The organism is Pseudoalteromonas sp. SG43-6 (assembly GCF_014164365.1).
GTDB lineage: Bacteria > Pseudomonadota > Gammaproteobacteria > Enterobacterales > Alteromonadaceae > Pseudoalteromonas > Pseudoalteromonas rhizosphaerae.
Genome location: NZ_JACJEZ010000033.1, coordinates 1 through 24,468, shown reverse-complemented (window position 1 = coordinate 24,468; position 24,468 = coordinate 1). Strand labels below are relative to the sequence as shown.

The following is a 24,468-nucleotide window of genomic DNA, read 5'->3' as shown; positions in this document are numbered from 1 at the left end:
ACAAGTGAAATAAGTATGAAAAAAAAAATTCTCACGTTAGGATTTTCCGCTTTTTTAATTACCCCTATTAGTTACGCTGCAGAGCAGTTTCAAGTCTTTACCACATTCGATTCAGAAGTGTACACAGAGACCCAACCAGTTAAAGCATTTATAGATGATTTTGATGCTCCATTAACATCCGGTGATAGCGCCTTTACTTATAATGTTTTTGAGTTTGGTGTTGGCTATGGAAATTTTAAAGTCGGTTATCAAAGCCGCTTTGATTATGTTTTAAGCTTTGATGCGGATACCGCGCGTTATTTGCATACTGAAAAAAATGACCTGCCTTTTGAAGATAGAAATTATGTTTATTACCTAGACGGTAAGCAATCAACCACCAATGGGTTGTTTGTTTCATATGATTTCAAATTTTTAGACTCTGACGCATTAACAATAACGCCTAAATTAACGGTTTTTGCTAGTACGCATTTTCAAGATCTGAAAGTCGAAGGCACAGTCTATAGTGATGAGATCCAAGGCGCATTAACAGTCGACTCTTATTTTTCGAAAGATATTTTATTTAAGCGATTTACTCCAGATGAGAACCCATCCGGCTTAGGGTACAGCGTTGATTTAGCGGTTAATTGGAAAATAAACCATGATTTAAGCGTTGGGCTACTTGCACAAGACTTACTGTATGAAACTGAGTATGAAAAAAGCGGTTTTGCAAATGGTTATACAACAGAGGTCCCGTTTACTGAAAACGATGATGGGGATATTGTCACTGAGCCAACAGTACGCTTAGCAACGTCTGAGTATGGCAACGAAGTCACGCATAAATTTGATATGCCGGTGCGTATCAAAGTTTATGCAGATTATCGCATTAACGATTTGTTTTCTACTGAGCTGATGGTTAAACAATTTGATCAAGATACGTTTTCTCAATTAAAAGCACGCATGCACTTTTGGGATCATTGGGCAGTAATTGGTGGTTATGAAATAAAAAGTGAAGCATTTTTGCTTGGTATCGAGAACGATTATTTTGGTTTCAATATACAGACTGATAATCTCGATATTGATAAAGCGTATTATGCCAATGTAAATTGGTACCTGAAGTTAGCGTTTTAAGGACTTGTGATGTTTAAAAAACTTATATCAGTTAGTTTACTTATGTCATTAGTTGGTTGTGGTGGCTCATCAGATAATGGCACAGCAGACACTTTACCGGCCATGCTGGAAACGTCTTCTACGGTAAGCTTTTATATTGCTCCTTGGCAATCCACTGCGGGTACATTAACGATCATAAATGATAACACGGGCTCTATAGAAAATATTGACGTTGCAGATATTAACGATGTTACTTTATCAGCCACAACTTTAAATTTTCATCATGTTGAATTTACCTCAAATGCAACGACGTTAACATGTCCAAGTTTTGCAGGTTGTGGTCGCACAGTGAGAAATAATCCGAATGATGGGAATGCCAATCGTCGTATTGATTATCAAGAAGTGATGGATATGACATTAAGTTATCGTGCTGATTTTTTTGCAGCTCCGGGCGAAAATAAGGTCTATTTATCACCGATCAGCTCAGTGATTAGCGACAATAACTTAGACATAAGCATAACCACGCAGAGCTTGAGTGCGACACCTTTTTATCACCTTACTCACAGCCAACTAAATGACAACCTTGAAGCTGAGGTACTTACTAATGCACTGACTTTTGGTGTGATCTTAAAAAGAGCTGCGGATATCGAGGCGAGCTTAAATACAGCCAATAATACGGTGGTAGAACAACAGGCCCAGTTAGCAAGTTTGCCACTTTATCGTACTTTTGCAGATCGCTATGTGTCAGAGAATTTACTTAATGAAGATGGTAATCAATTATTGCAATCCGTCGTTGGAGAGGTCAAACAACAGCTCATTATGATTGGGAGTGCTAGCAATATTTCGCCACAAGAACGAGATGAAGAGCAATTACACTCTCGTGAGTTACTCGAAGATGTGCGTAATATAATAGGTGTGGCACGCTTACAAGAGCAAACGTACAGTGATGAGCTCAAACAAAAGCTGACTGAATTTGAAACAATATTAGGCGAAGACTCGCAACAAGCTATTATCGTTTTAGGGAATGTGCTTTATGACGTGCTCTATAATTTTTCGCCATTAAATAATACCGACGCAGGAGTTTATAATTTACAGGGACTGACAATAAACTACCAACAATCCCCTTATTCTTGGGCTATTAGTGGCCAGTATGATGATCATGACGTACAACTAGATTTGAATATTCCACAATGGCAAGTAAGTGGACTGTTGGGTAATAAAGTCTCCGGTATTATGAGTGCTAAAGTGATAGGCCAAGATACTCAACTAAACGCCGATGTGAGTGATTTAGTGCTGTCGTTTGATGGTACTGACGATCCATTTTCAAATGATCAAAGTGAAACAACCGGGCAGCTGAATATAGAGACAAAGGTATCATTAGAAAACGCCAATAGCGGTGTGTTAACAGGTGACATAAAGCTAAACGCCGATCGCTTCGTTACTCCTTTTGAAGAGCTTGTGACAGTGGTATCTGGTTTTGACTTTAAAGGTCAGCTTGTTAGTGAAAATCAAACGACACAGTTTAACTTACAAGCAATCGAAGCAACGCCATTTATAAATGAAGCTACACAGAATCTTGCATTTGCTGTGCAATTGATAACGCCATTAAATGGCGCACCGGATTTTCAGTTTGCTTATGTTGGTCGTTTGAATCGTTTAGCTGATATTACCAATGCAGAGATTGCCTTACGGCTAAAGAATAGAGCACTTGAAATTAACTTACGTACAGTAGGCAATAATATTAATGCTGTGATCCACGGTGCTCAAGGTCGCTGGTTAGATGTTAAGCAAAAAGGTCGCAACTACAGTGGTGGATTATATTTTGGCGATACACAAATCGCAGATGTAACAGCGGTAAGAGGGGTGCCTGGTATATTATTTCCTGATGGGACATTTGAGTCGTTGTTTTAGTAGTATAAAGGCGCTTATTTGCTAATATTTAAGCGCTTTACTATTATCGGCTACACTGTTGCTTATTTTTTTCGATATAGGCTAAAAGTGTTCTTTGCTCTTTCATTTTACTTATCTCGTTATTGAGATCGGCTAAAATTTCCTGCCACTGTGGATTTGCTTTACTTACCATGTAATACAATGGTTTGTAAGCGAGAGCAGGGGATAATGGAACCAGAGCGTTTTTCATTTGTTGCTTTTCTTTTGCTGAAGCGACAGATTTTTCAATACTGGCAATTAACACATCATAATCGGCTACAATCAGGTTGACTCTCAGGCTCATTAGTAAATGAATTAGCTGATACTCATTATTGGCAATAATGGTATTAATTTTTTTTGAATCAATCAGCTCATCGAGTTCAGGGGTGTTTTTATATGATCGGACCACACCAATAATTTGATCTTTTATTGACTCTAAACTGCCGTTATAGTTTGAGTTATTACCTCTGAGTGCGATCAGTGACAAATTACCACCAGGAACTGCTGAGGATAAAGCCAGTAAATCATTGCGTGTTTTACTCGGCCTATTATCTGACATAATGGCATCATCAATAAAATACTCGGGAAATAAAATATCCGCTTTTCCTAACTCGGCTGCTCTAACCGCTCTCGCCCATGGAAAAAATTCAATATGCACACCATAGCCTTTTTGCAGCAACAGTTTAACGGTTAATTGAAACAGCCAGCCATTGTTGCACAATGATTCATCGATATAAGGAGCCCAATTTAACGTGACTAGTTTTAAAAGCCTTTTGCCACCAATGTTATAGGCATAACCATATTCATATCGTACTGCTGGCGCAATGATTGTTTGCTTACCCACTTGGTAACTAACAGGGGTCATAGTTGCCTGTGTGAACCCGCAAAATAACAATAAAAAGACTAAGTACTTTTTCATTTATTTGATAAGTTTTCGTAATTATTACTAAAGCTTAGTCGCATATATGCATTTAACAACTTAAAAAGACGATAACTAAAATGCATTGGCAATGTTTATCGTTGCAGCCGTTTGAAAAGGAACGGGTAAATGATGGCATGTTTTTTATGTGTTTTTATTGGCAAGGTAAGGAGTAACAGCAGCTATCAGCGCCTACACAAAAGTTACTTGGCTTGCTTAAAAATACGTTAGATGCAAGAATAAAGACGATAATTTATTCATTCTACATAAGGAACAATGTTTTGCGTTTAACGCCGCCCTAAGTTATTCCTCCCCTAAATCACCGCTGCGTGATACCTATATACCAAACATTGGTAGGCATTTATGTGCCGTTTTAATAAATAAAAAAACATTAATGAAAATGCGGTTGTCATCGTTTAGTAAAGCATTGTCGGTGTTTTATTGACTGCTGTATGCGCGTTAATGTTAACTACATGACAAGGTTTTTTATGTTAGAAAAAATAAAACGAGATTGGCTTTTTAACATCCGAGGGGACTTATTAGCAGGTACTGTGGTGGCGCTTGCGCTAATACCAGAAGCGATTGCTTTTTCTATTATAGCGGGCGTGGATCCTAAAGTCGGTTTGTATGCTTCATTTTGTATTGCCGTGGTTATTTCGATAGTGGGTGGACGACCAGGGATGATTTCTGCTGCTACTGGCGCTATGGCTTTACTGATGGTTACCTTAGTTAAAGAGCATGGTTTAGAATACCTTTTGGCGGCGACATTACTCACCGGTGTGATACAAATTATTGCAGGCTATTTAAAACTGGGGAGTTTAATGCGCTTTGTGTCTCGCTCCGTGGTTACAGGCTTTGTAAATGCGTTGGCAATTCTTATCTTTATGGCACAGCTGCCGGAGCTGACGAATGTAACATGGCATGTCTATGCGATGACGGCTGCGGGTCTTGGGATCATTTATTTATTCCCTTACTTACCGGTGATAGGCAGAACAATTCCATCACCACTAGTGTGTATCGTGGTTTTAACTTTGGTTGCAATGTTGGTAGGACTTGAGATTCGAACTGTTGGCGATATGGGCCAGTTACCAGATACCTTACCAATATTTTTATGGCCTGATGTGCCTTTCAACCTCGACACACTGCTAATAATTCTTCCTTATTCATTTGGCCTTGCTGTCGTTGGTTTATTGGAGTCGATGATGACAGCGACAATTGTTGACGACTTAACCGATACCGCTAGTGATAAAAATCGTGAATGTAAAGGTCAAGGGATCGCGAACATAGGTTCAGGTTTAATGGGAGGAATGGCCGGCTGTGCGATGATTGGCCAGTCGATCATTAATGTAAAATCAGGGGGCCGTGGCCGCTTATCAAGTTTTACCGCGGGTACTTTTCTGCTGCTTATGGTGGTGTTTTTAGATGAATGGCTAAAGCAAATCCCAATGGCGGCATTGGTTGCCGTGATGATAATGGTGTCGATTGGCACCTTTTCTTGGAGTTCACTGCGAGATTTAAAGAAAAACCCATTATCAAGTAGCATCGTAATGGTTGCCACGGTCGTTGTTGTTGTCGCAACGCATAACTTGGCCATGGGAGTATTGGTCGGTGTGCTATTGGCGACACTATTCTTCGCCAATAAAATTGGTCGTTTTATGGTTGTAAAGCCAGCGCAATCATCGGCTAATGAACGAGTATATCAGGTTGTTGGACAGGTGTTTTTTGCATCCTCAGAGCAGTTTATTGAGTCGTTTGACTTTAAAGAGGTCGTTGCTAAAGTAGTGATTGACTTAACCCATTCGCATTTTTGGGATATTACGGCAGTGTCGTCGCTTGATAAAGTTGTGATTAAATTTAGACGCGAAGGTGCAGAGGTCGAGATTATTGGTATGAGCGACGCGACAGCAACGATTGTTGACAAATTTGGCGTTCACAATGACCCTGAAGAAGTTGAAAAACTCATGGCAGGCCATTAAGGAGAGCACAATGAATAAAATTATTACTTGTATAGATGGCTCAATTTACACAGATGATGTGTGTAAGGCGGGGATTTGGGCGGCCAAGAAACTTAATAAATCGATGCTATTTTTGCATGCCATAGAAAAACAAAACGCTGCGATGATTGACGACTTAAGTGGCATAATTGGTTTTGGTGCAACTACATCATTATTATCAGAGATGGCGACACTGGATGAGCAACGCAGTAAATTAGCATTGCAAATAGGCAAAGAAATGTTAGAGCACGCGAGTGTATTTGCTAGCCAACAAGGGTGTAAGTCAATTGAAAGTAAGCAGCGCCATAGCGGTATTGTTGAGGCAATTTGCGACCTTGAAGATGCAGCGCGACTGATTGTTATTGGCCGAAGCGGTAAAACTCACGAACAGAATTTTAAAGCTATTGGGTCGCATATTGAGCAGGTTATTCGCCATGTTCATACACCTATTTTAATTGCCAATCGTCACTTTAGTGAGCCGAACAACTTTATGCTTGCTTATGATGGACGAGAAACAGCAGATAAAATGGTTAAACAGATTATTGCTGGTGGCTTGTTGCATCATTTAACGTGTCATTTAGTGACTGTAGAAAATGGCAAACATGATTTGTTGGAAAAATTTAAACGCACCGAAGCGCTGCTTGTTGAAAGTGGTTTTGAAGTCAAATCAAGCATTTTAGAAGGTAATATTTTTAGTTCTTTAATGGCATATAAAGCTAAAAATGAAATAGAAATGCTGGTGATGGGGGCCTTTTCGCATTCAAAAATAGCACATGCTTTTTTGGGCAGTAATACCCTAAAAATGATAGAAAACACCCAACTGCCGCTGGTGATTTTGCGTTAATTTTAGGTGAGTCAAAACGCAGTTTAATTATGCTTACACTGCGGTTTGGCTTTACTGATTAAACGATTGCTTTGTCCCAATATGGCGGCGTACCATAGTATCCGTTAATAAAATCAATAAAACACCTGATTTTATGTGGTAGTAATTTTCGGTGGGCATAAACAACATATAAACCAACAGTTCCCGTTGCAAATTGAGGTAAAACTTCGATCAACTTGCCACTATTAATGGCTTCACTGGCGATAAATGTAGGCTGTAATGCTATCCCTGCACCGGCGATAGCACAATCAACTAATACATCCCCATTATTACTTTGAAACTCGCTACTACGTTGCGTGTTTTTTACCCGTAACCACTGATATATTTCGTCTTTAGTATCCATTTCTGTATAGCTATAATGCAAGTATCGGTGGTTTTTTAGATCTTCAGGTTTTTCAGGAGTACCATGTTTTTCAAGGTAGTCAGGTGAGGCACATAAAATTAATCTAATGGGCGCGACCTGCTTGGCAATCAAAGACGAACTTTTGAGTCGACCAATACGCAGTGCTACATCATAACCTTCATCAACAATGTCAACTTTGCGGTCGTTCAGTTGCAAATCAACATTAACAAAAGGGTAATGTGATTGGAACTCAGTCACTAATTTACCCATGTGTTTTAACGCGAACGACACCGGAGCACTTATTCTCAGAGTTCCGGTTGGGTGCTGCTGTAAGCCCCCTAATTGTGAATCCATTTCATCAATGCTTAACAATATCTGTTGCGCATGCTGAAAATAATGAGTGCCAGCTTCAGTGAGGCTCACTTTACGGGTAGTGCGATTAAGTAACCGTACAGCAAGGCGTTCTTCTAGTTTAGAAACGTACTTACTAACCAATTGTGGTGAAAGTTGTAAGGTTGTTGCTGCATTGCTAAAACTACCTTCGATCACCACAGATACAAAGGCCCGCATTGCATCAATTCTATCCATAATTTTTCTCATATTTAAATTGATTAACAACATTTTGTTGTTAATCATTCTTTATTTGTCATCTTACTCCGCCATGACATTGATAGTAAAGTGTACTTATCCCAACAGGGTCTAATTAAAACGTAAATAAATACTTTGCTAAAGAGGAACAAATAATGAAACTAATAAACACGATACTAAAATCAGATGCAGGACTTGCCGCTTTACTACTTCGCGCGCCAATTGGTTTGATTTTAGCTGCACATGGATCACAAAAATTGTTTGCTTGGTTTGGTGGTTATGGTCTGGAAGGAACAGGTCAATGGATGGCGAGTATCGGTATTACTCCAGGTTATTTAATGGCATTACTCGCAGGCAGTGCTGAATTTTTTGGCGGGTTAGCATTATTACTTGGGTTATTGACGCGTCCTGCTGCACTTATTTCAGCATTTATCATGCTAGTGGCTATTTTTTCAGTACATATAGACAATGGCTTGTTTATGGCAAATAACGGCTACGAATATGCACTGACACTGTTTGTAGTACTGATTGCGCTAACATTAAAAGGTGGTGGTCGTTTTAGTATTGATAACTTTATAGCGAATAAATTAACGTCTAGGCAGTTACAGTCCAAGCATGTTTAATCACTATTATGAAATGACGTGGATTACGGATAAATCCGCGTCTTAGCTTTGCGTTAGTTTAACTATCAAGGTTTACTTGCTCATGTTAAGTGAGCTTGTTTGGAGTAACTATGAATAATGTAGACATTGCATTTATCTCTCATGGTGGCGGCCCAATGCCACTGTTAAATGAACCAAACCATACACAATTGGTTGCTTATTTAAAATCACTTGCAAGCACGCTAAAAAAACCAAGTGCCATTTTATTAATTAGCGCTCATTGGGAAGAGTCAGTAGCGACTATTACTGCCAATGCAGCACCTGCACAGCACTTAGCAATCGGTAGCGCACTTGAAATTCAGAGATTTTTGCAAGTGCAACTGGGTGTTTTTCGGAGATAAGGGGTTTTAATTCGCGTAACTATTTGATGATTAATAGAGTTCAACTTCAAGTTTTCTTAAGATCCAACCTATGAATATTAGATAGGAAGTATTTTTCACAGCTGAATTAGCTCACTATCAATAAGTATTTGAGCATCCGCAATTTTCAACAATGTCAAAATAAAGTCGCAAAGCCAAAAATAAAAGATTAGTTAATTAACTCCAAGCAACAAAGCTGCAATAGACCTCGCTTTGACCCCAATAACGTAAATGCGGACTCTCATTTGATAAATAACAATTTATATAAACATGTCTAATATAATAATTGACTATTGAGCCTGTGCTATATTAAAGTTATTATTATCATGTCAGCGGAAGTTAAAAGGAATTATAATGGCATCATTGATTATGGGTGGAAATACTAATCTTTCCCAATCAATTATAAATATAAAGCACTCTTTACCTACTAGCACAGATGTTTCTGTTTTTTGCTTAAACGGTGAAGGGAAAGTAACTTCAGACGAAGATATGATTTTTTATGGTAACCCTAAAAGCGTCTGTGGAACAATTCATATACAACCTTCTGTGATAACTGTAAATTTAGATCGTGTTCCTCCGAACATAGAAAAATTATCAGTTGTAGCAACACTTGATAAAAAGAACTTTTCTGAAATTCCCAACTTCACACTCGGATGTGAAGATTTTACATGTGAAATAAATACAGCTAGCAGGACTGAGTCAGCCTTAATTCTATTAGAAATTTACAATAGAAATAATAGCTGGAAGGTAAGACTAGTAGCTCAAGGGTTTAACGGCGGTTTAAAACCTCTAGCCGAGCATTATGGCGTTGATATAGAGGATGAACCCGTAGTTGAATCTTTATCATCTAAGATAGCACCTGTAACTACACCGGCACCAAAAGTTAATTTGAGTAAAATTAATTTAACTAAAAGTTCTCCTAAAGTTGATTTAGCCAAAAAGGCTGGCTCATTAGGTCTTATAAAAGTTAATTTAAACTGGGAAAAGGGCAAAAGCGGTTTTTTCAGTTCAGGAATCGATCTCGATCTTGGTGCATATATAGAGCTAAAAAACGGTGACAAGAGCATAATTCAAGCTTTAGGAAATCGTTTTGAATTTAGTCCTTACATTAAGTTATTAGCTGATGACAGAACAGGTGAAAGCTCAAACGGTGAGTGGATACATATAGATGGAAATAGTATTAATAACGTAAAGCGTATTATTATTTTTTCATTCATTTATTCAGGCAGTCCAAATTGGGACAAAGCAAATGCTGTAGTAACGTTACATGTGCCAGACATGCCCCCGATTGAAACCCAACTAAATGAAACGTCAAGTAATACAGGTTTTTGTGCTATCGCAGAGCTAACAGTTGAAAATAATATAGTTGCAGTAGGAAGGCTTAATCGTTTTTTCAAAGGTCATGCTGATTGCGATAAAGCATATGGATGGGGCTTTAAATGGAGTGCAGGAAGTAAATAGCGAACTATAAATTGAGAAGATCTAAGGTCTACAGGTTGATAGAGCTTGCTGTATTACACTCTTAACAGTGAAAGATTTAAAAACATATCAGATTCTGAATTCTTTATTATGAATTTTCTCTTTGCATTTCGCGCTATAAAGGCAATAAACATTAGACTAAAAAGTCTTATTACCTTGCTCTTGTTTAGATAGTTCATTATGGTATTATTTTTTTAAGTAGATACATTAAATCTGTATCGTAAGTGTTTTATTTTTATTCGTTTACATAAATTATAAAGGAGTTTTAAAATGGCAGTATCTTTACAAAAAGGTGGTAATGTTTCTCTAGAGAAAGTTGCTCCAGGGATGACAAATTGTCTATTAGGTCTAGGTTGGGATTCTCGTGCTACAGACGGCGCTGATTTTGACTTAGATGCATCAGTATTTATGCTTAATGCAGAAGGCAAGGTAAAAGCAGATAACGGTTTTATCTTTTTCAATAACCTAGTTTCTGAGTGTAAATCAGTAGAGCATACTGGTGATAACTTAACAGGTGAAGGCGAGGGTGACGATGAATCAGTCAAAGTTAGTCTTAAAGATATCCCTGCAGATATTACCAAAATTGTAGTTGCTGTAACTATTCATGATGCTGAGTCAAGAAAACAAAACTTTGGTCAAGTATCAAACGCATTTATCCGTATTGTTAACTCTTCATCAAATGAAGAAGTTGCACGTTATGACCTGTCTGAAGATTACTCAATTGAAACAGCATTGATCTTTGGTGAGTTATACCGCCATAATAGCGAGTGGAAATTTAAAGCGATTGGTCAAGGTTTTGAAGGTGGTCTTGCACCTTTAGCTCGCCAATACGGCGTATCGGTTTAATACCACACCACATTAGTTAACTAATAAATCAGTTGAAATTAATTATAGTTTCAGCTGATTTTTTTTAATATAAAGGATTTAAAATGGCAATTTCATTACAAAAAGGTCAGAAAATCAGCCTTGAAAAATCTAATGGTTCTACTTTAACAAACATCTGTGTAGGCGTTAACTGGGGAGCTATAGAGAAAAAAGGCTTCTTTGGTAAGAAAATGGTTGCAGTAGATTTAGACGCAAGTTGTGCAGTTTTTGATGCTAATAAAAAATTATTAGACATTGTATACTTTGGAAAACTAGCTTCAACGGGTATTCAGCATTCGGGTGACGACTTAACCGGTGATACTGATGGTGATGATGGACTAGATAACGAAGTTATTAACGTTAACTTGAGCCAATTACCAGCTGCTGCAGAACAAATTGTATTTGTACTTAACTCGTTCAGTGGCGATGATTTTAAAACAATTCCTTTTGCATCAATTCGTTTATACGAAGGTACACCTGGTCGCGTAGATTCAATTCACGCAGTATACGATATTGCGAACGACCCTAAATTTGCGGGTTCTGTTTCTATGATTTTAGGTAAGTTGTATAAGCATAATGGCAACTGGAAATTTTCTGCAATTGGTGAAACAACAAGCGATAAAAAACTTGAGCAAACGATAAAAACAGCTGAAAGTAGTTACCTGTAAAGTATTTATAGATATTAAAGGAGTCATTAATGGCTATTTCCTTACAAAAGGGCGCAAATGTTTCTCTTGAAAAAATTGCACCTGGTATCAGTAAATGTTTAGTCGGACTTGGTTGGGATTCTCGTTCATCAGATGGTGCCGATTTTGATCTAGACGCATCAGCGTTTATGTTGAATGAAAATGGAAAAATCATATCTGATCAACACTTCATTTTTTATGGTGCATTAACTTCTCCTTGCTTATCAATTGAGCATACTGGAGATAATTTAACTGGAGAAGGTGACGGAGATGATGAGTCTATAAAAATTGATTTAGCGGCTGTTCCTAATAACGTTCATAAAATTATTATTGGTGTAACCATTCATGATGCAAACGCCCGTTCTCAAAACTTTGGGCAAGTGTCTAATGCGTTTATACGCGTTGTTAATGAAAAGTCAGATGAAGAAATAATTCGTTATGACTTATCAGAAGATTACTCAACTGAAACAGCGATCATTTTTGGTGAGCTGTACAGATATAATAATGAATGGAAGTTTAGAGCGGTTGGTCAAGGGTATGCAGGTGGTCTGCATGCTATGGCTGTTAATTATGGCGTTAATATTGCCTAGTCGGAGAAATACGTGTTAGATACAATATTACCATTTATATATATTATTTTGTCGTGTTACTTACTGAAGTTTGCGTGCGATACATTTGAGCAGGCAGCAGGGTATTTAGGTCGTAACTTCCCACCTGGGGTTAAAGGGGCGACTGTGAATGCTATTGGTTCTAGCATGCCTGAAATGTGTGTTGTTATTGCTTGTTTATTTTGGTTTAACGACCCATCTCTAGTTATGGTTGCTTTAGGTGTTACAGCTGGTTCTGCTATCTTTAATGGTTGTGTTATACCTGCTTTGTCTATAATTATGGCGAGAGATGGAAATGGTAAATCTGTAGAGCATATTGAACTTAATAAACGCGTTTTATTACGTGATGTTTTTTGGGTTTTAACCGCAGAAATTACACTAATTGTTTGCCTTGGTTTTAATAGTTTTACAGTTTGGATGGCTGTTATATTAAATGTAATTTATTTTCTATATGCAGTTCATTTATATTTTGATGCTAAAAATCACATAAGTGGCGATGATGATGAAGAATATGAGTATGAAGAAATAGAAGATAAAGGTGTTATTGCTAATATTTTAACATTTAACTTTAATGCTTTATTCTTCTCAAACCGTACCTTTACGGCAACAAGTGCTTTAATTGTTATATCATTCGCTATTGCTGTTATTTCGGGGGCTTCTCATATATTAGTTGAAGGTGTTTTAGGCAGCGCAACAGTATTAGGTGTTCCTCAGTTTTTTGCTGGTTTAGTTTTTGGTGCTGCGGCATCATCTGTACCAGACTTAATTTTATCAGTTAAAGATGCTCAAAAAGGTGAATATGAAGATGCAGTTGCTAACCCATTAGCATCTAACACTTTTGATACAACCATTGCATTTGCATTACCATTATTAGCTTGGTTTATAATTAATGGTGTAGATTCTTTACCACTTGTACAAGATGAAAACTTAACAATATTACGTTGGTCTATTGTTGGGGTTACAGTTGCAGTGGCTGCGAGTTTATTATTTAATTATAAGAAAGTGACAAAAACCATAGCGTATTTTTTACTTGCTATGTTTACTTTTTGGGCAGCGAGTATGTACTTCGTTATTCAATAGGTATTAATTTTTTATAAAACGATATAAGCTTGATGTTAATAAAATTATGGGCTTAAATATTAAGCCCATTTATAATTATGGTGCATGAAATTCATTGCTTTTTACTCGCTTTTTCTTTAAGAACTAAAATGTTTAAATAATCATATTTTATCGCGTTTTTCTATTACTATTATTAACCGAATTATTTATTCAACAGATAAAAAATTAGTATTGTTTGTTAAATGCTGGGGTATAAAAATAGACAAAAATATTAGCTGAAAAATACAATTAACTTATCAATACATTAAAAATTTTCAGTTAAACAGGGGGTTAGCAACTGGATTTTTTATAAGCATACTTAAAATATAACTGGAAAATATGAAACATATCTACGACATTAAGGCTGGTATACTCTCGTTAAAAACGGATGAAAAAAGAGCAACATTAGATCGTATTTTGACATTTGCTTGTCGAGAGAATCCTAAGCGTCATTTTATTTTAGTAAACAAATTAATAGGACGTTATACCCCAACTTCGCCAAAGTTAATGAGGCAAACCTATAACCAATTAGCTGAAAAAATCGGAGAGGGATCACAAACCTATGTCGTAAGTTTTGCAGAGGCTGCAACAGGTTTAGGTGCAGGTGTGGCAGATAGTTTAGCTCACACGCAAAATGATGATGTTTACTTTCAACACACCACGAGGCATAAGCTTGATGAAAAGTTATGGTTTACTGTAGATGAAGAACATAGTCACGCAGTTAATCATATGTTTTATCAACCAAGTGAAAACTTGCTAAGCTTTATAGTAAAATCTAAACGACTTGTTATTGTTGATGATGAAATTACAACAGGTCGCACTATTAAGGTATTGCTTTTAAAAATACTTCCGTACTTACCCGATTTAGAAGAAATAGTGGTCACGGCAATTGTCGACCTGATGGGTGAACAAAACTATTTATATGAACTTAATTTAGATATTCCAATTCGTTATGTTTCCTTACTTAAAGCTAATATTAGTTTAGATAAAGATCCTGGTTTTAATCCTCAACTCCCTAAAAAAGTAAACTCAAAGATCTCTAGTGCGCTTTGTGCAAATGATACAGGGCGGTGTGGATTATTAATGCCTTACAAAGAAAAAATAAAGGGCATTGATACATCTCAAAGCACCGTTGTTATTGCCGATGGAGAACATCAGTACATTCCATTTTTATTGGCAGAAAGGCTTGAAAATAAAGGCGTGGAAGTCGTTTTTCAGTCTATTAATCGTTCGCCAATATTACTATGCGATGCGATAGTTAATAAATATAAAATTATAACAGTCGAAAATGATACCGAACATTATCTATATAATTTTTTTCCTGAAAACAAATCAATATTTGTCGTTAGTGAAAAAAATTATGAAGGGTTACTTTTTACTGAACAGGTTAAATACCACGAATGGAAATGCTAGCACAACGTACCTCCAGGCTATTTGTATTTACTGATTTAGACGACTCATTGTTTAAAAACCTAAAAAATACAAAAAGAGATTTATCTTTTGTAGCAACAACGAACAACCAGGGTGAAGCTCAGGGGTATTCTTCGTTGCAGCAACAAAAACTACTTGGTGTTTTTGAAGCCGCAGGTGGCGTATTTATACCAGTTACAGGCAGAAGAACAGATTCGTTTTTAAATTGTAGTTTACCTGTTATTAAAAACACACCGTATGCTGTGGTCTCGCATGGCGCTGTTATATTAGATAAATATCACAGATTGCTAGATGGATGGCATACATTTATTAACGCAGAGTTTAATTTAGCATTTTGGGAAAGTGAGTTAGTAAAAACGTTTAACCATTTACATAATCATTTTACTGCAATAGGTAACACTGTAAAGGTAAGGCTGATTACTGACCAAGGTATTACTGCTTATATTTGTGTTAAAGTTTCACGAAATGATTACAGCGAAAATAAAGCGAAAGATGTTGATTCGTATTTAAAAAGCATACTTGAAGATGACATGTTATTGCACAGTAATAGTCGTAATTTTGCAATACTACCACCTTATGCAAGAAAGGACGTTGCCGTTAGGTATATTAAAAATAAATTGAAGATAGGAGAGCATGATACGGTGTTTAGTATTGGCGACAGTAATAGTGATTTACCTTTTATGAAAGAGTCTGATTTTTTAATTGTTCCCAACGGTTCGCAAATTTTAGATAGGGAACTAAATCAATGAAAACACCACTAATTGGTAGTTATCCAGAGCATGATTGCATATTCTTATTAAAAAAAATAAAACCAGAATTTCATTCTATCGAAGATAAAGAAAGATTAATTCAAACGGGTCAATTGCATTACTCTCAAATGGTTAGCCAAGAAAGTAAGCCAACACCTGAATATGAAAAGTTATTTCATGATTTAACAGCAAAATATAAGCATAAATTAGCTGAAGAAATTCTTAATCTATCTTGCCTCATTTCCAATAATATTAAGCAAGATGTGTGTATTGTTTCTTTAGTTAGAGCGGGCACACCTATTGGCGTGCTTGTTAATAAAGGTATAAACAACTACTCACAATATAATTCAACGCATTACTCAATTAGTATTGTTCGCGATAAAGGTATTGATGTTAATGCATTGGATTATCTTATTTTTGATTTGAAAATACCTCCTCAAAGCATCGTATTTATTGATGGTTGGACTGCCAAAGGTGTTATTACTAAAGAGCTTAAAAAAGCGATTGAAGATTATAATGCCAGCCGTAAAGTTAACATAAGCAATACGTTATATGTTGTATCTGATATAGGTGGAACTGCCGATTACTCAGTTACTTACCAAGACTATGCAATACCCAGTGCGTTAATGAACTCAACAGTAAGTGGTTTAATTAGTCGCTCAGTTATTAATGAACAGATTAAAAAAGATGATTTTCATGGGTGTATTTCGTATGAGCATTTAGCTCAATATGATCATTCAAATTGGTTTATTTTTGAAATTTCCAATTGCTTTAAAACTGTATATTATAAATTAGCAGCAGTGCCAGATCAGCAGCAAAGAGAAGCACGCCATCAGCTAACTCAAAATTATATTCGTTTATTAATGAGCAAATTTAGTGTGACTGATATAAACAGAATTAAACCCGGAATTGCTGAAGCAACACGAGTGATGTTACGACGGGTGCCAGATCTTTTAATTGTAAATGACGCTAACAACCCAAATATCGCACATTTAATTACTATTGCCAACGAAAAAAGTATTGAGGTATGTGTACTACCTGAAATGCCATTTGGTGCTTGTGCACTTATAAAAGATGTAGATTAGTTATGAAAAAAATTGCAGTATTTGATTTTGACGAAACACTAGTGAAAGAAAACTCTTTGAGTTTTTTATTCAAGTATTTTTTAGGTAAAAGACCTCTTTTTACTTATCTTTTACCCATATTTACCAAACAAAAAGTATCCAGAAGAACAATAAAAAACTCAATTAAGCAGCATTTTTATATGCTTTCTTTAAACAAAAAAAGTAACGAACTAGTATTTCAAGCAGGCTTAGATACCGCTGAAAAATTAACACCTATTAAACCTGTTGTAGACAGAATGATGCATTTACACGCTCAAGGGGTAGAAATTTGGATTATTACCGCTTCGCCCCAATACTTTATTGAAGGTATAGTTAATAAACTACAATGGCCCGTTGAAAGAGTAATTGGTACATTATTGAAAGAAGATGCTAATGTACTAAATGGATTAATTGGTACAGAGTGCCAAATTGAAGAAAAAGTAGCGCGATTTAATACGTTAATTGCGGGTGAAAAATTAACGTGCTCAGTTGAAGAGGCATACGGTAATTTACCTGTAGATATCCCCATGTTAGAGCTCGCTGAAAAAAAGTTTTATGTTAAAAAAGGGCAATTAAGTCCGTTTATAAACAATTAATGGAGAATAGTATGAGTTTTTGGAATAACGTTAAAGAAAAAATAAGCGATGCAAACGATAGTTTACAAAAGAACATTGGACAATTTAAAAACAAGAAATTTGCAGATGCTTCAATGGCTATATGTGCATTAGTTGCAGCCGCTGATGGTGATATAGATGCGGATGAGCGGAAAAAAACGACTGGTTTTATTATGTCTAATGAGTCTTTAAAAGTTTTTTCTGCATCGGATCTAAAAGATAAATTCGATTTTTATTGTAATAAATTAGAAGCGGATTATGATTTTGGTAAAATAGAAGCCATTCAAGCGTTAAGTGCTTTAAAAGGTAAGCAAGACCAAGCGAGAGCTTGTATTCAATTAGGTATTATTATTGGTGGAGCTGATGGAGATTTTGACGCAGATGAAAAGCAAGCAATTAAGGATGCTTGTAATGCTGTTGGTATTTTACCATCTGAGTTTGATTTATAAATCAGTTATAAAAGCTAATGTGTAGACGAGACTCTAAGCAAAAATGTTCATAAATTAATAATGACAATTATTATCTTGTGTTGTTAGTTTATATTGGCTGTTTCCTCTGAGATTAGTTTTTATCATTACCTATTTAGGAGCTCATAATGAGACGTTTACCAGTATACCTATTATTAGATACATCTGGATCTATGTATGGAGAACCGATTGAATCTGTAAAAAATGGATTAGAAACTTTACTCTCTTCTTTACGCCAAGACCCTTACGCATTGGAAACTGCATTTTTATCGATAATTGAGTTTAACAGTAAAGCGGTTCAGTCAGTGCCACTTACAGACTTGATGTCGTTTCAAGCACCTGAACTCACTCCATCAGGTACTACATCACTAGGGTCTGCACTTACTCTATTAGCGAACAAAGTTAATGAAGAAGTCAAAACAACGACCTTAGAAGAAAAAGGCGATTGGAGGCCATTAGTTTTTGTATTTAGTGATGGTGGTGCAACGGATGACTTTCAAAAAGGCATTGATGATTTAAAAGCAACTAAAATGGGTATTATAGTTGCGTGTGCTGCTGGTCATCATGCAAAAATAGATGAACTCACGAAAATTACTGAGAATGTTGTGCATCTTGAAAATACAGACTCGAATGCAATATCAGCTTTTTTTGAATGGGTATCTGCAAGTATTTCAACAAACTCTCAAAAAGTCGAAAACGGTGAGTCTGAAGCATCACAACTATCAGACCTACCACCTCCACCACCTGAAATTAACTTAGTTGATTTAACCAAAAAGTAGGAGCTCGTCATGAGTCGACGATTACCAGTATATCTCTTAATTGATAGCTCAGGCTCTATGCAAGGAGAGCCTATTCATGCAGTTAATGTCGGTATTAGTTCAATGCTCACTGCACTCAGACAAGACCCATATGCACTTGAATCAGTATATTTATCTTTAATAACTTTTGATCGTGAAATCAAAGAAATTTTACCATTAACTCCACTTGAAAGTGCGCAGTTTTCAGAAATTGAATTACCTAAATCTGGTGCTACTCATATGGGAGAAGCGCTAGAGTTTGTAGTTGATAAAGTAGCAAAAAATGTCATTAAATCTTCTGATGAGACTAAAGGAGACTTTAGGCCCATGCTATTTATTATGACAGATGGTTCACCTTCAGACTTGATGGTATTTAAAGAAAGCCTGCCTAAAGTTAAGGCTAGTAACTTTGCTGAAATAATTGCCTGTGCAGCGGGTCCAAAAGCAAAACCTGAGTTTTTAAAACAATTAACAAAGAATGTTGTTGTATTAGACAATATGGAAAGTTCTGCATTCGCGCAATTTTTTAAATGGGTTAGTGATTCTATTGCAGCAGGCTCTATGAGCTCGGGTGTTGATGGACCATTAGAAAACTCATTACCACCTCCACCGCCTGAGTTTCAAATCGTATTATAAGGAAATAATATGCGTAGATTACCCATTTTTTTTGTTATAGATATTTCAGAGTCAATGACAGGAGAGCCAATTGAGTTGATGGAGAAAGGAATCGAGAGTATTGTTTCTTCTTTGCGTCAAGATCCTAATTCATTAGAAACTGTGTTCATTAGTATCATTGCATTTGCAGGAAAATCTAAAGTAATTGCCCCCTTAGTTGATTTAATTTCTTTTTATCCACCTAAAATTCCTGTTGGTGGTGGAACTTCTTTGGGTAGCGCATTAAATGTATTGATGGATGAAATAGATACCAATGTAAAAAAAACCACGTATGAAACCCGTGGTGATTGGGAACCTATTGTTTTTCTTATTACTGATGGGAAACCAACAGATAACCCTAGTAAGGCAATTACGCGTTGGCAAGATAAGTACGCTAAAAATGCTAGCCTTATTGCCATTACACTGGGTCTAAATGCAGATATTGATATATTAAATCAAGTTGCAAATTCCGTATTAGCGCTAGAAAATACAGGTAAAAATCAATTTTTTAAATTTATTGAGTGGGTAAGTGCATCCGTTAAAGCACAAAGTCAAATGATAGAGTTAAACAATAAAAATTCTCCAGTATCTTTAGATAAAGTTGATAACGCTGGCTTAAAAGTGATTAGGGATACCTCTGAACAGAATATTTCTGATACAAGTTGTGTAACGTTAACCGGGCGTTGTTCAACTAATCGGCGTCCTTATCTAATTAAATACATTAAACCAAGACTCGTTGAAGGTATGGAGCGCTTTATTCCAAACCATAAGTATTATCATCTCGAAGGCGCTTATAAATTAGAAGAAAGTTACTTTGAATGGTCCTCTGATAACTATGTTGCACAGAGCGTCGATACTTCTTCTCTTGATGGTATTCCGCCTTGCCCGCAATGCGGAAATCAGTCAGCTTTTGCAATGTGCGGTTGTGGTAAACTATTGTGTATTGGTGACGAGGATCTTGTTATGTGTCCATGGTGCGAAAAAAGTATTAAGTTCAGTCAAGGAAGCAGTGATTTTTCTATTACGCGAGGCCAGGGCTAATGAGCAAAGTAAAGCTTGAACAAGCATTATTTGAGATTCTACTCCAAGCTTCACTTACAAATACCAGACAGTCATTTGTTCAAAAGCGAGCTAACCAATATTTAGATCAAACCGTTGTACAGCATCATATCAATGCATTACTTAATGAACTTACTCCATTAGTAAAGAATGACAAGAGTGTGGTGCGTCTAACAACCTTTGAGGGTGGAAAATTGCATAAAAAAAAGAACAATTTAAGTGTAAATAAACAAATACCGCCTTTGGTCATTAATGTCCGATTACCTAATCTTAAAATAAATACGTTGTTTTCAGAATCAATATCTTTTGAGAGTGAAGCCAATACAAAGATCAGCTTTTTTCAAACTAAAAGTGTTGATGAATTTGAGGGAGTAGAATTTGATCCAGATAAATTAATGCTATCTGGCACAACTACTCAAGTTGGCGATCATCAGTTTGATTTATACGGTTCAACCCCACTTGCTAATGGGCAAGTTCAGAGTGTTGTTGTAAGAATAAAAGTAACTTTTGTGCCAGATCCGAAATCACTTTGGAAAAATATACCCTCAGATGAAACGGCTCGTTTTCATAAACCAGATACCCACCACGCATATTGTGAAAATAGTAGCATGTTATTAATGGGGTGCAGTGTAAGAGGGCGCTCGCATGCTCACAAAGGTATTCATCGTGATGACGATTTTAAACTCTATTGTGATAAGTCATCCGAATGGATTATAAGCTGTGTTGCTGATGGTGCAGGTTCGTGCAAATATTCTCGCCAAGGCGCATTTGTAGCTGTTAGTAATGCAACCGATTCACTTAAAGAGTCTTTAAATGGGCATTATGGCAGCGCACTTGAAAAGACATATAATGATTTTTCTAATGATAGTAACGAAGAAAACCAAAAATCATTACTCGAAGTTTACCAACATACTATTGTAAAGGCTGTTTTTAGTGCCGCTAAAGCAATAAATAATTGTGTTGATGCAAGTAAAGGCGACAGCGTAAAAGACTTCTCTACAACATTAATACTTGCCGCACATAAAAAAGTGCAAGGTGGTTACCTTGTTATTTCTTTTTGGATTGGTGACGGTGGTATTGCAATATATGATAAAAATAAAACAGTAGTGTTAATGGGCGAGCCAGACAGTGGTGAATTTGCTGGACAAACTCGATTTTTAGATAACAGAATATTTGAAGATGGTAGTGTTTACAGGCGCGTTAGAGTAGAAAAAGTTGAATCAATGAGTGCTCTTATTCTTGCTACAGATGGGATCACCGATGCATGGTTTGAAACAGAAAAACAACTAGATTCATTACCTCATTGGGATCGATTATGGAATGAGTTAGAGCCGCATATTACAAACAAGAACCGCGAAGATGGCTTAAAAGGTTTAACCCAGTGGATGGATTTTTGGTCAAAGGGTAACCATGACGATCGTACAATTTCTGTTTGCCTAGTTAAGGAGTGATTTATGACAGTTGTTAAAATAAACGCACTTGATGGCTCTACAGTAGAATTTGTTGATGAGATTATTGGTTCAGGTGCAATGAAAGATGTGTACTTTAGCCCTTGTAAATCTTATGTGGTCGCTTTTTATAGAGACGAGCTAGATCATGCAAGTATAGAACGACTAGAGATGATCACGGGTCGGTATCGTGAAAGTGTTTTTCAACATGAAACAGGTGATTACTGGAAAAACTTTTTTTGTTGGCCTGAAAAAATTGTTGAACACGACGGTCGCACAGGCATCGTTGTGCCATCGTATCAGCCTCATTTCTTTTTTGATTACGGCTCAGTCAATAATGATTTTTTAAATATCAAAGGCAAAGAAAAACAAGGTAAGTGGTTTGCATCTGCAAATAATCAAAATCGTTTTCTTGATAAACGTGAAAAAGGAGATTGGTCTAAATACTTAAAAATATCCCTTACTATTGCCAGAGCCGTACGTAGATTACATGCAGCAGGACTTGCCCACTCAGATTTAAGTTATAAAAATGTGCTTGTGTCGCCCGTCGAAGGGCTTGCAACTATCATTGATATTGATGGCCTTGTTGTGCCAGGAAAGTACCCGCCAGACGTAGTAGGCACACCTGACTTTATTGCACCTGAGGTTGTAGCCACTGCGCACTTATCTAAAACAGATCCTGCTAGGTGTTTACCAAATATATCCACTGATAGGCATGCATTAGCGGTACTAATCTATAACTACTTATTATTACGCCACCCCTTGCGAGGCGATAAAGTAAGAGATTTAGACCCACAAAAAGATGAAATGTTATCAATGGGCGAAAAAGCTCTATTTGTGGAACACCCTACAAACGCTGATAACAGAATAAAAGTAGAAAGAGTAAAAGCAACAGAGCTACCTTGGAAAGACACAAATAAACTGCCTTATACCATCACAGGTCCTTACATAAGTAAGTTATTCGAAAGAGCGTTTATTGAAGGGCTTCATTCGCCTCAGGGCAGACCAACAGCTGATGAGTGGGAAAGCGCGCTAATTAAATCGATTGATTTGATTCAGCCATGCGTTAATGATACGTGCTCACAAGGCTGGTATATTTTTGACAACACACTATCTCCAACGTGTCCTTTTTGCAGCACTAAATATCGAGGGTTGCTTCCGGTTATTAATTTCTATTCAGAAAGAGAAAAAGGTCGTTTTGTTTCTGACAATCATAGATTAATGGTGTATACGAATCAGTCATTGTACCGCTGGCACACAAATCGCTTTATTACACCGAATGAAAGATTACAAGAAAGTGATAAAAAACGACAAGGGTATTTTGTTTTTCATAATAATGCTTGGTATTTAGTGAATGAAAATATGCCTAACTTAATTAATGCGACAACAAAGGAGGCTTATACAATTGGCAGCCAAATTGAAGTTACAGACGGAATTAATTTATTAATTGGAAATGGGAGGGGCGACCGATTATTGAATATTCAAATGGTCGATAGTAAATAAAAAAGTATAAGACATACATGTTAACAACAAAACAATCATAGCAAATAAATAGCAGTTTTTGGTTTATTAAAATAGGCATCACTAGGTGACGTTTGCTCAACTTAAATTAGTTACACTAATAAATTTTTCTATAGGACGGAATATGATAAATAAAAAGGGTTTATTCGCAGCAGGAGCCGGTATTGGTGGTGGTGCTAGTGCCATTTTGGCAAACATTTTAGGTCTTCTTGATTCACCTTTTAGCAGTTGGGTTTTCACAGGTGCTATAGACGCAGCTCTCATAGGTGCTTTTCTTGTCTATGTACAAAATTATTACCAAAGTAACTCATGGAATAATACAAATAAAATACTTAATGGTGCAGCTAAAGGGCTTGGGATTGGGGCCGCAGGTGGTTTGTTAGCATTTTTGTCGATGAGCATTTTTTCTGATGGTATAGGACGACTAGTTGGTTGGAGTATCAGTGGTGCGGCAGCAGGGTATGTTGCTTCGTTAAGAATTCCTAACTTAAAAGTTCAGGTTGCATTAATTGCTGGTGCAGTTGGTGGAGCAATTGGCCTAGTTGTAATGAACCTTGGTTTAAGTTATACGATGGGTGTTGTTGTAACTGGTGCTGTAATAGGGCTTATGGTCGCAACATCAGAAGAGGTATTTCGCAAAGCATCAATTAATGTCACATTAAAACCAATTCAAACTGGAATCTCTTTAGTAAAGCCTCATAGTTTTAATTTAACACTTGGAGCAGATCCTATCTCCGTTGGGTTTACAGATGACATGGATATTAACTTAACAAGTCAAGGCATAGCAGTATTAAAACAGATTGGTAGTATTTCTCTTGAGGGTGAAAAAATATTTTTTAACTCTGAAACAGATGATAAAAAAGTCGAAATCACTAAAGGAAATAGTTTTACTATTGAAAACTGTGAGATAAGCCTAAAAGCTATAGCCTAAGTTTAGAGTGAGAACTAACCGGTTTATTCGATAGGATTACGGTTGGCGGTTCTTTTGCTTAAGCTTGATACGATTAATACCAATCTGCATAAAGATTAAGTCAATTTTATCCAGTCTCTAGAGCATATGCTTTTAACCGTATCAGGAACAGAAATGAATTTATTCCACGCTTGCGAAACCTGTTCGACTATTTCTT

General features: G+C 36.6%; 24 protein-coding genes. 22 read left to right on the top strand and 2 right to left on the bottom strand.

The features are described from left to right. Positions 1–15: 15 nt before the first annotated feature. Entirely contained in the window at positions 16–1,107 is a 1,092-nt protein-coding gene (locus H5201_RS14550; RefSeq protein ID WP_182739757.1) for a hypothetical protein, read from the top strand. A gap of 9 nt (positions 1,108–1,116) precedes the next feature. After that, positions 1,117–2,997: a hypothetical protein gene (locus tag H5201_RS14545; protein WP_182784969.1), complete on the top strand. Its 1,881-nt coding sequence runs from the start codon at positions 1,117–1,119 to the stop codon at positions 2,995–2,997. 43 nt (positions 2,998–3,040) lie between these two features. Here the strand turns inward: H5201_RS14545 and H5201_RS14540 are convergent, their stop codons facing one another. Further along, positions 3,041–3,880, bottom strand: coding sequence for an ABC transporter substrate-binding protein (locus tag H5201_RS14540; protein WP_259398518.1), 840 nt, complete (start codon positions 3,878–3,880; stop codon positions 3,041–3,043). Between the two features lie 542 nt (positions 3,881–4,422). Between H5201_RS14540 and H5201_RS14535 the strand changes: the two genes are divergently transcribed. Continuing rightward, on the top strand, positions 4,423–5,910 hold the full coding sequence (locus tag H5201_RS14535; protein ID WP_182739759.1) for a SulP family inorganic anion transporter: 1,488 nt from the start codon (positions 4,423–4,425) through the stop codon (positions 5,908–5,910). 10 nt (positions 5,911–5,920) lie between these two features. Then, complete coding sequence (locus H5201_RS14530) at positions 5,921–6,772, top strand: universal stress protein (protein ID WP_182784967.1); 852 nt, start codon at positions 5,921–5,923, stop codon at positions 6,770–6,772. Between the two features lie 58 nt (positions 6,773–6,830). On the opposite strand, the gene H5201_RS14525 is transcribed toward H5201_RS14530, so the two are convergent. Further along, positions 6,831–7,742 carry a LysR family transcriptional regulator gene (locus tag H5201_RS14525; RefSeq protein WP_182784965.1) on the bottom strand — a complete coding sequence of 304 codons (912 nt, stop codon included), beginning with the start codon at positions 7,740–7,742 and terminating at the stop codon, positions 6,831–6,833. Positions 7,743–7,897: 155 nt separating this feature from the next. Here H5201_RS14525 and H5201_RS14520 point away from each other — a divergent pair, with 155 nt between their 5' ends. From H5201_RS14520 to H5201_RS14435, 18 genes are all read left to right on the top strand, one after another. Next, positions 7,898–8,365: a DoxX family protein gene (locus tag H5201_RS14520; protein WP_182784963.1), complete on the top strand. Its 468-nt coding sequence runs from the start codon at positions 7,898–7,900 to the stop codon at positions 8,363–8,365. Between the two features lie 110 nt (positions 8,366–8,475). Next, positions 8,476–8,745, top strand: a complete 270-nt coding sequence (locus H5201_RS14515) for a hypothetical protein (RefSeq protein ID WP_182784962.1) — start codon at positions 8,476–8,478, stop codon at positions 8,743–8,745. 372 nt (positions 8,746–9,117) lie between these two features. Continuing rightward, a complete protein-coding gene (locus H5201_RS14510; protein WP_182718749.1) occupies positions 9,118–10,224 on the top strand; it encodes a TerD family protein in 1,107 nt (368 codons plus the stop codon). Positions 10,225–10,512: 288 nt separating this feature from the next. Next, complete coding sequence (locus H5201_RS14505) at positions 10,513–11,088, top strand: TerD family protein (RefSeq protein ID WP_182718750.1); 576 nt, start codon at positions 10,513–10,515, stop codon at positions 11,086–11,088. An 83-nt stretch (positions 11,089–11,171) separates the two neighbouring features. Continuing rightward, positions 11,172–11,774 carry a TerD family protein gene (locus H5201_RS14500; protein WP_182718751.1) on the top strand — a complete coding sequence of 201 codons (603 nt, stop codon included), beginning with the start codon at positions 11,172–11,174 and terminating at the stop codon, positions 11,772–11,774. A 29-nt stretch (positions 11,775–11,803) separates the two neighbouring features. Beyond that, positions 11,804–12,382, top strand: coding sequence for a TerD family protein (locus tag H5201_RS14495; RefSeq protein WP_182784960.1), 579 nt, complete (start codon positions 11,804–11,806; stop codon positions 12,380–12,382). Between the two features lie 12 nt (positions 12,383–12,394). Beyond that, positions 12,395–13,480 carry a sodium:calcium antiporter gene (locus tag H5201_RS14490; protein WP_182718753.1) on the top strand — a complete coding sequence of 362 codons (1,086 nt, stop codon included), beginning with the start codon at positions 12,395–12,397 and terminating at the stop codon, positions 13,478–13,480. A 357-nt stretch (positions 13,481–13,837) separates the two neighbouring features. Then, entirely contained in the window at positions 13,838–14,911 is a 1,074-nt protein-coding gene (locus tag H5201_RS14485; RefSeq protein WP_182718754.1) for a phosphoribosyltransferase domain-containing protein, read from the top strand. Continuing rightward, positions 14,899–15,678, top strand: coding sequence for an HAD family hydrolase (locus H5201_RS14480; protein WP_182784957.1), 780 nt, complete (start codon positions 14,899–14,901; stop codon positions 15,676–15,678). The genes H5201_RS14485 and H5201_RS14480 overlap by 13 nt, the downstream gene beginning before the upstream one ends. Further along, positions 15,675–16,763: a cysteine protease StiP family protein gene (locus H5201_RS14475; RefSeq protein ID WP_182718756.1), complete on the top strand. Its 1,089-nt coding sequence runs from the start codon at positions 15,675–15,677 to the stop codon at positions 16,761–16,763. The genes H5201_RS14480 and H5201_RS14475 overlap by 4 nt, the downstream gene beginning before the upstream one ends. Before the next feature lie 2 nt (positions 16,764–16,765). Then, positions 16,766–17,377 carry an HAD family hydrolase gene (locus H5201_RS14470; protein WP_182718757.1) on the top strand — a complete coding sequence of 204 codons (612 nt, stop codon included), beginning with the start codon at positions 16,766–16,768 and terminating at the stop codon, positions 17,375–17,377. 11 nt (positions 17,378–17,388) lie between these two features. Continuing rightward, positions 17,389–17,844 carry a tellurite resistance TerB family protein gene (locus tag H5201_RS14465; protein ID WP_182718758.1) on the top strand — a complete coding sequence of 152 codons (456 nt, stop codon included), beginning with the start codon at positions 17,389–17,391 and terminating at the stop codon, positions 17,842–17,844. Positions 17,845–17,990: 146 nt separating this feature from the next. Continuing rightward, positions 17,991–18,641, top strand: coding sequence for a VWA domain-containing protein (locus tag H5201_RS14460; protein WP_182718759.1), 651 nt, complete (start codon positions 17,991–17,993; stop codon positions 18,639–18,641). Between the two features lie 9 nt (positions 18,642–18,650). Continuing rightward, a complete protein-coding gene (locus tag H5201_RS14455) occupies positions 18,651–19,295 on the top strand; it encodes a VWA domain-containing protein (protein ID WP_182718760.1) in 645 nt (214 codons plus the stop codon). A 9-nt stretch (positions 19,296–19,304) separates the two neighbouring features. Further along, on the top strand, positions 19,305–20,354 hold the full coding sequence (locus H5201_RS14450) for a TerY-C metal binding domain-containing protein (protein WP_182718761.1): 1,050 nt from the start codon (positions 19,305–19,307) through the stop codon (positions 20,352–20,354). After that, complete coding sequence (locus H5201_RS14445; protein WP_182718762.1) at positions 20,354–21,823, top strand: PP2C family serine/threonine-protein phosphatase; 1,470 nt, start codon at positions 20,354–20,356, stop codon at positions 21,821–21,823. Before H5201_RS14450 ends, H5201_RS14445 begins: the two co-directional genes overlap by 1 nt. Before the next feature lie 3 nt (positions 21,824–21,826). Further along, positions 21,827–23,323: a helix-hairpin-helix domain-containing protein gene (locus tag H5201_RS14440; protein WP_182718763.1), complete on the top strand. Its 1,497-nt coding sequence runs from the start codon at positions 21,827–21,829 to the stop codon at positions 23,321–23,323. 142 nt (positions 23,324–23,465) lie between these two features. Next, on the top strand, positions 23,466–24,272 hold the full coding sequence (locus tag H5201_RS14435; RefSeq protein WP_182718764.1) for a hypothetical protein: 807 nt from the start codon (positions 23,466–23,468) through the stop codon (positions 24,270–24,272). The last annotated feature ends 196 nt before the right edge of the window (positions 24,273–24,468 follow it).